This window comes from Streptomyces sp. NPDC054813 (genome assembly GCF_053611365.1).
On the sequence record NZ_JBSHAF010000002.1, the window covers coordinates 426,923 to 441,598 of the forward strand.

Sequence of the window (14,676 nt, forward strand, 5' to 3'; positions counted from 1 at the left end):
CCGCATATTGAGCACCGCCCCGCGCCCCTTGGGGGGCGCGTTGCCCAGCTGTCGGTATGGGGGGCACCGTACGCCGGTGTCCCCCTTCGCATGAGGACTCCATGTACAAGATCTTCTTCAATCTCGTTTTCAAGCGGATGGACCCGGAGCAGGCCCACCACCTCGCCTTCCGTTGGATCCGGCTCGCCGCTCGTATCCCCGTGCTGCGTACTTTCGTCGCGGCCGCCCTGGCTCCCCGCTACAAGGAACTGCGCACCGAGGCCTTCGGGTTGCGGATGCACGGGCCCTTCGGGCTGGCCGCGGGGTTCGACAAGAACGCCGTCGCGATCGACGGGATGTCGATGCTCGGGTTCGATCACGTCGAGATCGGGACCGTGACCGGTGAGGCGCAGCCCGGTAATCCCAAGAAGCGGCTGTTCCGGCTCGTCGCCGACCGGGCGCTGATCAACCGGATGGGGTTCAACAACGACGGATCGCTGACCGTCGCCGCGCGGCTGGCGACCCGTGAGCCCGTCTTCAGGACCGTCGTGGGCGTCAACATCGGCAAGACCAAGGTCGTACCGGAGGCCGAGGCGGTCCACGACTACGTGAAGTCCGCCGAGCGGCTCGCGCCGTACGCCGACTACCTGGTCGTGAACGTGTCGTCGCCGAACACGCCGGGCCTGCGCAACCTCCAGTCCGTCGATCATCTGCGTCCGCTCCTGACGGCCGTGCGCGAGGCCGCCGACCGTGTGGCGGCGAACCGCCAGGTGCCGCTGCTGGTGAAGATCGCGCCGGACCTCGCCGACGAGGACGTCGACGCGGTCGCCGACCTGGCCGTCGAGCTGGGGCTCGACGGGATCATCGCGACCAACACCACCATCGCCCGGGAGGGCCTCGGGCTGCGCTCCGACGCCGAGCTGGTGAAGGAGACCGGGGGGCTCTCGGGGGCGCCGCTGAAGGAGCGGTCCCTGGAGGTGCTGCGGCGCCTGTACGCGCGCGTGGGCGACCGGATCACCCTGGTCGGAGTCGGAGGCGTCGAGAACGCCGAGGACGCCTGGCAGCGCATCCTGGCCGGTGCCACGCTGGTCCAGGGCTACAGCGCCTTCATCTACGAGGGGCCGTTCTACGCTCGCGACCTCCACAAGGGGCTCGCGGCCCGCCTGCGCACCAGCCCGTACGCCACGCTCGCCGACGCGGTCGGCGCCGATGTGAGGAAGACCGTATGAGCCCGTTGGAGCCCTTCGGCGCGCGCCTGCGCCGTGCGATGGACGAGCGCGGTCCGCTGTGCGTCGGCATCGACCCGCATGCCTCGCTGCTCGCCGAGTGGGGTCTGAACGACGACGTGGCGGGGCTCGAACGGTTCAGCCGTACCGTCGTGGAGGCGCTGGCCGACCGGGTCGCGGTCATGAAGCCGCAGAGCGCGTTCTTCGAGCGGTTCGGCTCGCGCGGCGTGGCCGTCCTCGAGCGGGTGGTGCAGGAGGCACGAGACGCCGGGACGCTGGTCGTCATGGACGCCAAGCGCGGCGACATCGGCTCCACCATGGCCGGGTACGCGGAGGCCTTCCTGAGCAAGGACGCGCCGCTGTTCTCGGACGCCCTTACCGTCTCGCCGTACCTCGGCTACGGCTCGCTCAGCCCGGCCGTGGCGCTGGCCCGGGAGAGCGGGGCCGGCCTCTTCGTCCTGGCGCTGACCTCGAACCCGGAGGGCCCCGAGGTGCAGCACGCGGTGCGCGGCGACGGCCGGACGGTCGGCGCGACCATGCTGGCCCACCTGGCCGCCGAGAACACCGGCGAGGAGCCGCTGGGCTCCTTCGGCGCCGTCGTCGGTGCCACGGTCGGCGACCTGTCGTCGTATGACCTCGACATCAACGGCCCGCTGCTCGCGCCGGGCGTCGGGGCGCAGGGCGCGACGGCGGCCGACCTTCCCACGGTCTTCGGGGCGGCGGTGCGCAACGTGGTTCCAAACGTGAGCCGAGGTGTTTTGCGTCACGGTCCCGATGCCGGGGCCCTGAGGGCGGCCGCGGAGCGGTTCGCGGGCGAGATCCGGGATGTCGTCGCAGGTCGGTGAGGACTCCGATGACTGCTCCGGTGAGCACTTCGGCGACGGCCGGAGCGTGAATACATCCTCAAATCCGGGGCAGTATGTCTGAAATGTCTGGCCTGACGGAGGCTGACCAGGACTTTTCCGCTGTTCTCGCTGACTCCGGCGGACTTGCCCGCTAGTCTCCGAGCAGAGTCAACGGGCAAGCGTGTTGCTCGTAGCTCCCCAGGTGTGGGCCGACTAGGTTCCTCACCGGTCCGTATCCGACAGTTCGACATCCGAGGTGACGTAGGCGTGGCTCTTCCGCCCCTTACCCCTGAACAGCGCGCAGCCGCGCTCGAAAAGGCCGCCGCGGCTCGCCGGGAGCGGGCCGAGGTCAAGAATCGACTCAAGCACTCCGGCGCCTCTCTCCACGAGGTCATCAAGCAGGGCCAGGAAAACGACGTCATCGGCAAGATGAAGGTCTCCGCCCTGCTCGAGTCCCTGCCGGGCGTGGGCAAGGTCCGCGCCAAGCAGATCATGGAGCGACTCGGGATCTCCGAGAGCCGCCGGGTTCGTGGCCTCGGGTCCAATCAGATCGCGTCACTGGAGCGCGAGTTCGGCAGCACCGGCTCCTGATCACGGGGCCGTCCGGGACAGACGTCCCGGGCAACCTGCGATTGCTGGAATAATCGCTGCATGGCTGCAACATTCCGGGGGACGACCCCCGAGCCCCCGGACGTACGTCCGCGGCTGACCGTGCTCTCCGGCCCCTCCGGGGTCGGCAAGAGCACGGTCGTCGCCCATATGCGCAAGGTGCACCCCGAGGTCTGGCTCTCCGTGTCGGCGACCACCCGCAAGCCCCGCCCGGGCGAGAAGCACGGAGTGCAGTACTTCTTCGTCTCCGACGAGGAGATGGACAAGCTCATCGCCAACGGCGAGCTCCTGGAGTGGGCCGAGTTCGCGGGCAACCGCTACGGCACCCCGCGGCAGGCGGTGCTGGAGCACCTGGAGTCCGGTGTGCCGGTGCTGCTGGAGATCGACCTCCAGGGCGCCCGGCAGGTCCGCGAGTCCATGCCGGAAGGCCGGCTGGTGTTCCTGGCGCCTCCTTCCTGGGAGGAACTGGTGCGCAGGCTCACCGGACGGGGCACCGAGCCGCCCGAGGTGATCGCGCGCCGTCTGGACGCTGCCAAGATCGAACTGGCGGCGGAGCCGGAGTTCGACGAGACGCTGGTCAACACCTCCGTCGAGGACGTGGCGCGCGAGCTGCTAGCCTTGATGGACGTTGTGTGATCGTCTCTGATCATTCAGACTGAATCTTTCCCATCCATCGGAAGGCAGAGCGTGTCCTCTTCCATCACCGCGCCCGAGGGCATCATCAACCCTCCGATCGACGAGCTCCTCGAGGCCACCGACTCGAAGTACAGCCTCGTGATCTACGCGGCCAAGCGTGCCCGCCAGATCAACGCGTACTACTCGCAGCTCGGCGAGGGTCTCCTGGAGTACGTCGGTCCGCTCGTCGACACCCACGTCCACGAGAAGCCGCTCTCCATCGCCCTGCGCGAGATCAACGCGGGCCTGCTGACCTCCGAGGCCGTCGAAGGCCCGGCACAGTAGTGCTGCAGTAGTACTTTCGTATTGCAGTTGACTTATCCACAGGCCCGGCAGCTGACTGTCGGGCCTGTGGTGTGTGATGGACTCGTGCGCCGGAGCCGGTGCACGGGAGCCGAGTGCGGGGAGAGACGGTGGACAAGCCGAAGGTCGTGCTGGGGGTCAGCGGTGGCATCGCCGCCTACAAGGCCTGCGAGCTGCTGAGAAGGTTCACCGAGTCGGGCCATGACGTCCGGGTCGTGCCCACCGCCTCCGCGCTGCACTTCGTCGGCGCCGCCACCTGGTCCGCCCTCTCCGGTAACCCCGTCTCCACCGAGGTCTGGGACCACGTCGAAGAGGTCCCGCACGTCCGGATCGGCCAGCACGCCGACCTGGTCGTGGTCGCCCCCGCCACCGCCGACATGCTCGCCAAGGCGGCCCACGGCCTCGCCGACGACCTGCTCACCAACACCCTCCTCACGGCCCGCTGCCCGGTCGTCTTCGCCCCCGCGATGCACACCGAGATGTGGGAGCACCCGGCCACCCAGGAGAACGTGGCCACGCTGCGCCGTCGCGGCGCCGTCGTCATCGAACCGGCGGTCGGCCGTCTCACCGGCGTCGACACCGGCAAGGGCCGGCTGCCCGACCCGGCGGAGATCTTCGAGGCCTGCCGCCGCGTCCTCGCGCGGGGAGCGCGGGAGCCCGACCTGGCCGGCCGCCATGTCGTCGTCTCCGCCGGCGGTACCCGGGAGCCCCTCGATCCGGTCCGCTTCCTCGGCAACCGCTCCTCCGGCAAGCAGGGCTACGCCCTCGCCCGCACGGCCGCCGCGCGGGGCGCCCGGGTGACGCTGGTCGCGGCCAACACCACCGGCCTGCCCGACCCGGCCGGCGTGGACGTCGTCCCGGTCGGTACGGCCGTACAGCTGCGGGAGGCCGTGCTGAAGGCGGCCGCCGACGCCGACGCCGTGGTCATGGCCGCCGCCGTCGCCGACTTCCGCCCCGCGGTCTACGCGGCCGGGAAGATCAAGAAGAAGGACGGCCAGGATCCCGAGCCGATCGTCCTGGTGCGGAATCCGGACATCCTCGCGGAGATCTCGGCCGACCGGGCGCGGCCCGGACAGGTGATCGTGGGATTCGCCGCCGAGACCGACGACGTCCTCGCCAACGGCCGCACCAAGCTGGCGCGCAAGGGCTGCGACCTGCTCGTGGTGAACGAGGTGGGGGAGCGCAAGACCTTCGGCTCCGAGGAGAACGAGGCCGTGGTGCTGGGCGCCGACGGCAGTGAGACGCCTGTGCCGCACGGGCCCAAGGAGGCCCTCGCCGACATCGTGTGGGACCTGGCTGCGGCCCGATTGGGTTAACTTTTTCCGGTCACTTGTCAACTTTCTGTCAACTTTCCCGGACGTCACATTAGGGTGTGGGGGCCCTGTTCAACGCCGCCGCTCATTGGGCAGAATGCCCGTGCCGCAGGTCACAGCACTTCCGAGTGTCGAGACAGGTGGGCCGGCGGCGGAGTACGACCGATAAACTGTTCTCGGACGATGCCGGGCGCAGCTCCCCGTGTCGTCCGCCAATGATCAGCCAGCAGCCGCTGCAACCCCAGGGAGCGTTGTGTCCCGTCGCCTGTTCACCTCGGAGTCCGTGACCGAGGGTCACCCCGACAAGATCGCTGACCAGATCAGCGACACCATTCTCGACGCGCTTCTGCGCGAGGACCCGACCTCCCGGGTCGCCGTCGAGACGCTGATCACCACCGGCCTGGTGCACGTGGCCGGCGAGGTCACGACCAAGACGTACGCGGACATCGCGACGCTGGTCCGCAACAAGATCCTCGACATCGGCTACGACTCGTCCAAGAAGGGCTTCGACGGCGCCTCCTGCGGCGTGTCCGTGTCGATCGGCGCGCAGTCCCCGGACATCGCGCAGGGCGTGGACACGGCGTACGAGAACCGGGTCGAGGGCGACGACGACGAGCTCGACAAGCAGGGCGCCGGCGACCAGGGCCTGATGTTCGGTTACGCGACCGACGAGACGCCGACCCTGATGCCGCTGCCGATCTTCCTGGCGCACCGCCTGTCCAAGCGCCTGTCCGAGGTCCGCAAGAACGGCACCATCCCCTACCTGCGCCCGGACGGCAAGACGCAGGTCACCATCGAGTACGACGGCGACAAGGCCGTCCGCCTCGACACGGTCGTCGTCTCCAGCCAGCACGCCTCGGACATCGACCTGGAGTCGCTGCTCGCCCCCGACATCCGCGAGTTCGTCGTGGAGCCGGAGCTGAAGGCCCTGCTGGACGAGGGCATCAAGCTCGACACCGAGGGCTACCGCCTCCTGGTCAACCCGACCGGCCGCTTCGAGATCGGCGGCCCGATGGGTGACGCCGGCCTGACCGGCCGCAAGATCATCATCGACACCTACGGCGGTATGGCCCGCCACGGTGGCGGTGCCTTCTCCGGCAAGGACCCGTCCAAGGTCGACCGTTCCGCCGCCTACGCCATGCGCTGGGTCGCCAAGAACGTCGTCGCGGCCGGCCTGGCCTCCCGCTGCGAGGTCCAGGTGGCCTACGCGATCGGCAAGGCCGAGCCCGTCGGTCTGTTCGTGGAGACCTTCGGCACCGCCAAGGTCGACGCCGAGAAGATCGAGAAGGCGATCGACGAGGTCTTCGACCTGCGTCCGGCCGCGATCATCCGCGACCTCGACCTGCTCCGCCCGATCTACGCCCAGACCGCGGCGTACGGCCACTTCGGCCGCGAGCTCCCCGAGTTCACCTGGGAGAAGACGGACCGCGTGGACGCCCTGCGCAAGGCCGTGGGCCTGTAACCCCGGAGCCACCTCGACGAAGGCCCGGTTCCCCTTCGGGGGAGCCGGGCCTTCGTCGCGTCCCTGGGGCGCGGAAATCGGCTGGCCGCAGTGACGGGGTGATCAGTACGGTGGTGCCGTCCCGGTGCGATGGCTGCGGTTACTTCCGTGGAGCGTGCCTCCGGGCGCGCGGTGAAGCTGGTGTGTTTCGACCGTTGCCGGGCTGATCTCGGGACAGCGGCGCCGCCCGGTGCGCAGGCCTCGGATACTTTCTTCCGGGTGATCCCCCGCAGGTTCGAATCCTGCTGCCGGTTCTGGACCGGTATGGCCGAGTGGCCCAAGGCAGAAGACCGCCGTACGGCGTTCCGCGGCCGGAATGATCTCGGGCGGCGTCGGTTGTCAGTGGCGTTTGGTAAGAATGCAAGCGTGAGCAGCGACAACGGGCAGGGGGGCGGGGGCGCCGAAGGGGCGCCGCCGGAGCAGCTCGCGCTCATTCGGGAGAGTGTGCGCGGGGCCAAGGTGCCCCGGGCCAAGCCGCGGACCTGGCGCGGGGCCGAGCTGGCCGAGCGGCTGCCGGTCGCCCGGGTGCTCGTGGACAAGGGCGTGCTCCATCTCGACCGGTACTTCGACTACGCCGTCCCGGCCGAGCTGGACGCCGACGCACAGCCGGGGGTGCGGGTGCGGGTGCGGTTCGGGGCCGGCCGGCACCGGGTGCGGGACGGGCGCCGGGAGGGCGGGGGGCTCATCGACGGGTTCCTCGTGGAGCGGCTCGACGAGTCCGACTACGCGGGGCCGCTGGCCGCGCTGGCCCAGGTGGTGTCGCCCGAGCCGGTGCTGAGCGAGGAACTGCTGCGGCTCGCCCGGGCCGTCGCCGACCGCTACGCGGGGAGCCTCGCGGACGTGTTGCAGCTGGCCGTGCCGCCGCGTAGCGCACGGGCCGAGAAGCGGCCGTCCCCCGAGCCGTTGCCGCCCCCGCCGGCGCCCGAGGCCGGATCCTGGACGCGATACGAGCACGGGGCCGCCTTCGTCGAGTCGCTGGCCTCCGGCGGCGCGCCGCGTGCGGTGTGGAACGCCCTGCCGGGGCCCGGGTGGAGCGAGGAGATCGCCCGGGCCGTCGCCGCCACGCTCGCCTCGGGACGCGGCGCGCTCGTCGTCGTACCGGACGGGCGGGCCGCCGCGCGGGTGGATGCCGCCCTCACCGAAGCGCTGGGTGAAGGGCGGCATGCGCTGCTCACGGCCGACGCCGGGCCCGAGAAGCGGTACGCGCAGTGGCTCGCCGTCAGCCGCGGTGCGGTGCGGGCGGTGGTGGGGACGCGGGCCGCCATGTTCGCGCCGGTACGGGACCTCGGGCTCGTCGCGATCTGGGACGACGGGGACGACAGCCACAGCGAGCAGCACGCCCCGCAGCCGCATGCCAGGGATGTGCTGCTGCTGCGCGCCGCCCTGGACAAGTGCGGCTTTCTGCTGGGGGGTTGGAGCTGCACCGTGGAGGCCGCGCAGCTCGTGGAGAACGGCTGGGCGCGGCCCCTCGTGGCGGGGAGAGAACAGGTGCGGCGGACCGCACCGCTGGTCCGGACGGTCGGCGACGGGGACCTGGCGCGGGACGAGGCCGCGCGGGCCGCGCGGCTGCCGACGCTCGCCTGGCAGGCCGTGCGGGACGGGCTGCGGCACGGGCCGGTACTGGTGCAGGTGCCCCGGCGGGGGTATGTGCCGCGGATGGCCTGCGCCCAGTGCCGGGCTCCGGCGCGCTGCCGGCACTGCGCCGGTCCGCTGGAGGCGCGGGACGCCGGGGTGCTGGGGTGTGGGTGGTGCGGGCGTGCGGAGAGCGACTGGCACTGTCCCGAGTGCGGTGGGTTCCGGCTGCGGGCCCAGGTGGTCGGGGCCCGGCGGACCGCCGAGGAACTGGGGCGGGCGTTTCCCGCCGTGCCCGTACGGACCTCGGGGCGTGAGCAGGTGCTGGACACCGTGCCGGGGACGCCCGCGCTGGTCGTGAGCACACCGGGCGCCGAGCCGGTCGCCGAGGGCGGCTATGCGGCCGCACTGCTGCTGGACGGCTGGGCGATGCTCGGGCGGCCCGACCTGCGGGCCGGTGAGGACGCGCTGCGGCGGTGGATCGCGGCCGGGGCGCTGGTGCGGCCGCAGGAGGAGGGAGGCACCGTGGTCGTCGTCGCGGAGCCGACGCTGCGGCCCGTGCAGGCGTTGGTGCGCTGGGATCCCGTCGGGCACGCGGTACGGGAGCTCGCCGAGCGGGCCGAGTTGGGTTTTCCGCCGGTGTCGCGGATGGCGGCGGTGTCGGGTCCGGCGGAGGCGCTCGCGGAGTTCCTTGCGTCGGCCGAACTGCCCCCGGACGCGGAGGTGTTGGGGCCGGTTCCGGTGCCCGTGGTGCGGGCCGGGGCGCCTCGGCGGGCGGGGGCGCCGCCGCCCGGGGAGCACTGGGAGCGGGTGCTGGTACGGGTGCCGCCCGGGAGCGGGGCCGCGCTGGCGGCCGCGCTGAAGGCGGCTCAGGCCGCGCGGATGGCGCGGGGGAACGGGGAGGCCGTACGGGTGCGGGTCGATCCGCCGGACATCGGCTAGCGGGCAAGAGGGCGATGCGGGGGGGCGATGTGGGGGAGGGGCGACGGCGGTGGCTGGGTAGACGGCTGCCCTCCCGGGGGTTCGCCGGGAGGGCAGAGGGCGGGTCAGCGCCTTGAGGGCAGCCGTTGTGCTGGGGCAGCCGTTGTCCGGATCAGGTGTGCTCCGAGCCGGGTGTGTCCGAGCTGGTGTGTCCGAGCCGGGTGTGTCCGCGTCAGCCGTTGCGCGGGCCGGGGAAGGCGGTTGGCCTCGCCTCGTCGCGGAGGGTGGGGCTGCCAGCGGTCGGCTGGGTCGGCATGGAGCGGGCGGCCGGGACCGTGGGCACCGAGGGCAGGCCGACGCCCATGTTGAGGGCGCGAGCGGCGGACGGCTCGGTCGGCAGTTCGGTCTCGGCGGCCGGTGCCGACTGGGCCGCGGCGCGGCGGGCGCCGTAACGGCGGTGCACCGCCTGCTTGGTCACCCCGAGCGCGGAGCCCACCGCGTCCCACGAGAAGCCGAGTGAGCGGTCGAAGTCCACGGCGGCCGTGACCAGGGTTTCGACACTGTCCCGGAGTTCCTGGGCGAGGCGGACCGTCGGGGCGGGGGCGCGTCCGTAGACGACGAAGCCCGTGGACGGGCCGGAGCGGCGCGGGCGGTAGACGTTGCCCAACTGGGCGGTGAGCGTGCGCAGTGCGTCCACCTGGCGGCGGACCCGCTCGATGTCCCGCACCAACAAGTGCAGGCTGGCCCGGGCCTGGGCGTCGTGGGTTGCGTGGTCGGCCATGAACAAGCCTCTCGAACCGGCGTTGAAAGGAATGGGCCGCGTATGCGGCCCGTTGTGGTCAACTCTTACTTGACCAACGCGTGGGCGCGCCGCTGGTCACGGTGTGGGGGCGTATGGGCATATGCGTACGCCGTGCGGTGGGGTGTGCACCACCGGGGTGTCGCCGTGTTCTCCCGCCCGCGCACCGCCCGTTCGGTTGGCAGAGAGGCTGAGCGACCCGTGGGGGTGTGCGCCGTCGGCGGCTTACGGTTCGCCGCTTACGGCTTACGGCTTACGGCTTACGACTCGCGGCTGGCGGGTTGGCGGGTTGGCGGGTTGGCGGGTTGGCGGGTTGGCGGGTTGGCGGGCTGGCGGTTGGCGGCGCGCGGGCTGCGGGCCGTGATTTGTGGGCTGTGGTTTGTGGGTGGTGGGTTTGGGTTGCGGCATAGACTTGTGTGTTGCCCGTGTTCGTCGTGTCCGAGAGGCCCTCAGTCGCCCATGAAGCTTGTCTTCGCCGGTACCCCCGAAGTCGCCGTTCCCGCTCTGGACGCTCTCATCGCCTCCGGGCGGCATGAGGTGGCCGCCGTGGTCACGCGGCCCGACGCGCCGGCCGGGCGGGGCCGCAGGCTGATCGCTTCGCCGGTGGCCGAGCGGGCGATGGAGGCCGGTATCGAGGTGCTGAGGCCGCAGAAGCCGCGCGATCCGGAGTTCCTGGAGCGGCTGAAGGCCATCGCGCCGGACTGCTGCCCGGTGGTGGCGTACGGAGCACTGCTGCCGCGGGTCGCGCTCGACGTGCCGGCCCACGGGTGGGTCAACCTGCACTTCTCGCTGCTTCCCGCGTGGCGTGGGGCGGCGCCCGTCCAGCACTCCATCATGGCGGGCGACGAGATCACGGGTGCGTCCACCTTCCTGATCGAGGAGGGCCTCGACTCCGGGCCCGTCTACGGGACCGTCACCGAGGAGATCCGGCCCACCGACACCAGCGGCGACCTGCTGACGCGGCTCGCGTTCGCCGGGGCCGGGCTGCTCGGCGCCACCATGGACGGCATCGAGGACGGCACGCTCAAGGCCGTACCGCAGCCGGCCGAGGGCATCACCCTCGCTCCGAAGATCACCGTCGAGGACGCCAAGGTCGACTGGTCGGCGCCCGCGCTGCGGGTCGACCGGGTGGTGCGCGGCTGCACTCCCGCCCCCGGTGCCTGGACCACCTTCCGCGGTGAGCGGCTCAAGCTGATCCACGTCGCCCCGGTGCCCGAGCGGACCGATCTCGCGCCGGCCCAGATCGCCGTCGGGAAGAACAGCGCGCACGTGGGGACGGGGTCGTACGCCGTGGAACTGCTCTGGGTGCAGGCCCAGGGCAAGAAGCCGATGCGGGCGGCCGACTGGGCGCGTGGTGTGCGCATCGGCGCCGGGGAGACCCTCGGCGACTGAGCCGCCCCTTCTCAGCAGCGGCTTTCCGGTGCGTTCGGCGTACGCTGGGAGCCGCATCATTCCCATAACCGGAGCACCTTTTTCGTGAGCCAGCAGTCCCGGGGGCCGCGTCGGCCCGCCAAGCCGTACCGCCGTCCCCAGAAGGACCCCGTCCGTCTCCTCGCCTTCGAGGCGCTGCGCGCCGTGGACGAGCGGGACGCGTACGCCAACCTCGTGCTGCCGCCGTTGCTGCGCAAGGCGCGCGAGAAAGGCGACTTCGACGGGAGGGATGCGGCCCTTGCGACCGAGTTGGTCTACGGGACGCTGCGTCGGCAGGGGACGTACGACGCGATCATCGCCGCGTGCGTGGACCGGCCGCTGCGCGAGGTCGACCCGCCGGTGCTGGACGTGCTGAACCTGGGCGCGCACCAGCTGCTCGGCACGCGGATCCCGTCCCACGCCGCCGTCTCCGCCTCCGTCGAGCTGGCGCGGGTGGTGCTGGGCGACGGGCGTGCCAAGTTCGTCAACGCCGTGCTGCGCAAGGTCGCGCAGGACGATCTCGACGGCTGGCTCGCGCGGGTCGCACCGCCCTACGACCAGGACCCCGAGGACCATCTCGCCGTCGTGCACTCGCACCCGCGGTGGGTCGTCTCCGCGCTCTGGGACTCGCTGGGCGGGGGCCGCGCGGGGATCGAGGAACTGCTGGCCGCCGACAACGAACGGCCCGAGGTGACGCTGGTCGCCCGGCCCGGGCGGGCCACCCCCGAGGAACTGCTCGACGAGGAGGCGGCCGTGCCGGGGCGCTGGTCGCCGTACGCGGTGCGGCTGAGCGAGGGCGGGGAGCCCGGCGCCATCGAGGCCGTACAGGAGGGGCGCGCCGGGGTGCAGGACGAGGGCAGCCAGCTGGTGGCCCTCGCGCTCGCCAACGCCCCGCTCGACGGCCCTGACGGGACCTGGCTCGACGGCTGCGCCGGGCCCGGCGGCAAGGCCGCGCTGCTCGCCGCGCTCGCCGCGGAGCGCGGGGCCGTGCTCCTCGCTTCGGAGAAGCAGCCGCACCGGGCCGGTCTGGTCGAGAAGGCGCTGTCCGGCAATCCGGGGCCGTATCAGGTGATCGCCGCCGACGGCACACGGCCGCCTTGGCGGCCCGGCACCTTCGACCGGGTGCTGATGGACGTCCCCTGCACCGGTCTCGGCGCCCTCCGCCGGCGCCCGGAGGCGCGCTGGCGCCGTCGGCCCGAGGACCTCGACAACTTCGCTCCGCTGCAGCGTGCGCTGCTGCGTACGGCGATCGACTCGGTGCGGGTGGGCGGGGTCGTCGGGTACGCCACGTGCTCGCCGCATCTCGCGGAGACCCGGGCGGTGGTCCAGGACGTGCTCAAGCAGCGGCCGGAGACGGAGCTGCTGGATGCGCGTCCGCTGCTGCCGGGCGTGCCCGCCCTGGGCGAGGGCCCTGATGTCCAGCTGTGGCCGCATCTGCACGGCACGGACGCGATGTATTTGGCGCTGATCCGGAGGACAGGCTGAGGCGGCGGGGTTGCGCTCACCGGCGCCGGCAGGGTGCCGCCGCGCCCACCCGTGCCGCCCCAGCGGCGGCTGTAGTTGTGGACGCGCGGCTGGGGAGCGCCCCTTCAGGGGCGCGGGAAACTGTGCGCTCGGCCACGAACCACCTGCCCTGTCCGGACAACCGCCCCCACCCCGAACCCCACGCGGCCCTCCCCGTCAGGGCATGGCACGCTTGACGCATGGCCGCGCAGATCAACCCCAGCATCCTGTCCGCCGACTTCGCCCGCCTCGCGGACGAGGCCAAGGCGGTCGAGGGCGCCGACTGGCTCCACGTCGACGTCATGGACAACCACTTCGTCCCGAACCTCACGCTCGGCGTGCCGGTCGTAGAGTCCCTGGCCCGGGCCACGGACACCCCGCTGGACTGCCATCTGATGATCGAGGCCCCCGATCGCTGGGCACCCCAGTACGTAGAAGCGGGTGCCTCGTCCGTCACCTTCCACGTGGAGGCGGCGGCGGCCCCGGTGCGGCTCGCGCGCGAGATCCGGGCGAAGGGCGCCCGTGCCGCCATGGCGCTCAAGCCCGCGACGCCCATCGAGCCGTACGAGGACCTGCTCCCCGAGCTGGACATGCTGCTCATCATGACGGTGGAGCCGGGCTTCGGCGGCCAGGCGTTCCTCGACATCATGCTGCCGAAGATCCGCCGCACCCGGGAGTTGATCAGCAAGCACGGGCTGGAGCTGTGGCTGCAGGTCGACGGTGGAGTTTCGGCGTCGACGATCGAGCGGTGCGCGGACGCCGGAGCCGACGTTTTTGTGGCAGGTTCAGCGGTGTACGGGGCAAACGACCCGGCAGAGGCGGTACGTGCACTACGCACCCAGGCCGAGGCGGCCACGGCTGCCGCGTCCTGGGCGTGCGACCACTGAGGTACGGGAACGTGAACGGCTCCGATCAGGGCTGATCGACTGCGCCGGATCTGCAAGGATGAACGGCGTATCCAGAGTGTGAACAGCAGTGAGGAGATGGCCGTGTCGGGTATGTCGGCGGGCCGGTCAGCCATGCGGATGGGACCCGCTGAGCTGGTGCAGGCGGCGGCCATGGCCCGCCGCTTCTACCTTGAGGGCAAGTCCAAGATCCAGATCGCTGAGGAGTTCGGCGTCAGCCGCTTCAAAGTGGCCCGGGTACTGGAGACTGCCCTCGAAAGGGATCTCGTACGCATCGAGATCCGTGTGCCGGCCGAACTGGACGCCGAGCGCTCCGACGCGCTCCGCGCCCGCTACGGCCTGCGGCACGCCGTGGTGGTCGAGTCCCCGGCCGAGGCGGAGGAGACCCCCGACCCCGAGAACCTCGGAGAAGTGGCCGCCGACCTGCTCGGCGAGCTGGTCAACGAGGGCGATGTGCTCGGCCTCGCCTGGGGCCGGTCCACCATCCACATGGCGGCGGCGCTCGACCGGCTGCCCCCGTGCACGGTGGTGCAGCTGACGGGTGTGTACGACGCCGGGACCTCCGAGCGTGGTTCGGTCGAGGCCGTCCGGCGCGCCGCCCAGGTGTCCGGCGGCGACGCCCACCCCATCTACGCGCCGATGCTGCTGCCGGACGCGGCCACCGCGGCCGCGCTGCGCAACCAGACCGGCATCGCCCGGGCCTTCGAGTACTTCGACAAGGTCACGGTCGCCTGTGTCTCCATCGGCTCCTGGGAGCGCGGTATCTCGACGGTGCACGACATGCTCAGCGACGAGGAGCGTGCGCACTACGCCACGCTCGGCGTCGCCGCCGAGATGGCCGCGCACCTCTTCGACGCCGAGGGCCGCCGGGTCGGACGGGACCTGGGGGAACGATGCATCACGGTCAAGGCCGACCAGCTGCGCCGTATCCCGGAGGTCGTCGCGATCGCGGGCGGGCAGCGCAAGGCGGCCGCGATCGACGCGGTGCTGAGGTCGGGGCTGGTCACCAGCCTCGTCACCGACACCTCGGCCGCCGACTACCTGATGACGGCGGGGCCGACGCCCAAGCCGACGCTGAACCGGTCGGACCCCGACGGTTCCTGACGGGGATCGCC

At 71.8% G+C, this 14,676-nt stretch carries 13 protein-coding genes; 12 read left to right on the forward strand and 1 reads right to left on the reverse strand.

Annotation, left to right across the window (positions count from 1 at the left end):
• Nucleotides 1-101: 101 nt before the first annotated feature.
• From ACWGJB_RS05360 to ACWGJB_RS05395, 8 genes are all read left to right on the forward strand, one after another.
• Nucleotides 102-1,208, forward strand: coding sequence for a quinone-dependent dihydroorotate dehydrogenase (locus tag ACWGJB_RS05360; RefSeq protein WP_453378909.1), 1,107 nt, complete (start codon nt 102-104; stop codon nt 1,206-1,208).
• Entirely contained in the window at nt 1,205-2,050 is an 846-nt protein-coding gene (gene pyrF, locus ACWGJB_RS05365; RefSeq protein WP_453378910.1) for an orotidine-5'-phosphate decarboxylase, read from the forward strand. Before ACWGJB_RS05360 ends, pyrF begins: the two co-directional genes overlap by 4 nt.
• A gap of 267 nt (nt 2,051-2,317) precedes the next feature.
• A complete protein-coding gene (locus ACWGJB_RS05370) occupies nt 2,318-2,641 on the forward strand; it encodes an integration host factor (protein WP_003977346.1) in 324 nt (107 codons plus the stop codon).
• Nucleotides 2,642-2,701: 60 nt separating this feature from the next.
• Nucleotides 2,702-3,295, forward strand: coding sequence for a guanylate kinase (gmk, locus tag ACWGJB_RS05375; protein WP_453378911.1), 594 nt, complete (start codon nt 2,702-2,704; stop codon nt 3,293-3,295).
• Between the two features lie 51 nt (nt 3,296-3,346).
• Entirely contained in the window at nt 3,347-3,619 is a 273-nt protein-coding gene (rpoZ, locus tag ACWGJB_RS05380) for a DNA-directed RNA polymerase subunit omega (RefSeq protein WP_003982715.1), read from the forward strand.
• Between the two features lie 128 nt (nt 3,620-3,747).
• Nucleotides 3,748-4,953: a bifunctional phosphopantothenoylcysteine decarboxylase/phosphopantothenate--cysteine ligase CoaBC gene (gene coaBC, locus ACWGJB_RS05385; protein WP_453378912.1), complete on the forward strand. Its 1,206-nt coding sequence runs from the start codon at nt 3,748-3,750 to the stop codon at nt 4,951-4,953.
• Between the two features lie 250 nt (nt 4,954-5,203).
• Nucleotides 5,204-6,412, forward strand: a complete 1,209-nt coding sequence (gene metK / locus ACWGJB_RS05390) for a methionine adenosyltransferase (RefSeq protein ID WP_360495424.1) — start codon at nt 5,204-5,206, stop codon at nt 6,410-6,412.
• 405 nt (nt 6,413-6,817) lie between these two features.
• On the forward strand, nt 6,818-8,965 hold the full coding sequence (locus ACWGJB_RS05395; RefSeq protein ID WP_453378913.1) for a primosomal protein N': 2,148 nt from the start codon (nt 6,818-6,820) through the stop codon (nt 8,963-8,965).
• Between the two features lie 211 nt (nt 8,966-9,176).
• On the opposite strand, the gene ACWGJB_RS05400 is transcribed toward ACWGJB_RS05395, so the two are convergent.
• The gene (locus tag ACWGJB_RS05400; protein ID WP_453378914.1) at nt 9,177-9,725 is read right to left on the reverse strand and encodes a hypothetical protein; all 549 of its coding nucleotides are present in this window, start codon (nt 9,723-9,725) and stop codon (nt 9,177-9,179) included.
• A 477-nt stretch (nt 9,726-10,202) separates the two neighbouring features.
• Between ACWGJB_RS05400 and fmt the strand changes: the two genes are divergently transcribed.
• From fmt to ACWGJB_RS05420, 4 genes are all read left to right on the forward strand, one after another.
• Nucleotides 10,203-11,135, forward strand: coding sequence for a methionyl-tRNA formyltransferase (gene fmt / locus ACWGJB_RS05405; protein ID WP_453378915.1), 933 nt, complete (start codon nt 10,203-10,205; stop codon nt 11,133-11,135).
• Between the two features lie 84 nt (nt 11,136-11,219).
• A complete protein-coding gene (locus ACWGJB_RS05410) occupies nt 11,220-12,638 on the forward strand; it encodes an RsmB/NOP family class I SAM-dependent RNA methyltransferase (RefSeq protein ID WP_453378916.1) in 1,419 nt (472 codons plus the stop codon).
• A gap of 218 nt (nt 12,639-12,856) precedes the next feature.
• A complete protein-coding gene (rpe, locus tag ACWGJB_RS05415; protein WP_453378917.1) occupies nt 12,857-13,543 on the forward strand; it encodes a ribulose-phosphate 3-epimerase in 687 nt (228 codons plus the stop codon).
• A 78-nt stretch (nt 13,544-13,621) separates the two neighbouring features.
• Nucleotides 13,622-14,665: a sugar-binding transcriptional regulator gene (locus tag ACWGJB_RS05420; protein WP_360495407.1), complete on the forward strand. Its 1,044-nt coding sequence runs from the start codon at nt 13,622-13,624 to the stop codon at nt 14,663-14,665.
• The last annotated feature ends 11 nt before the right edge of the window (nt 14,666-14,676 follow it).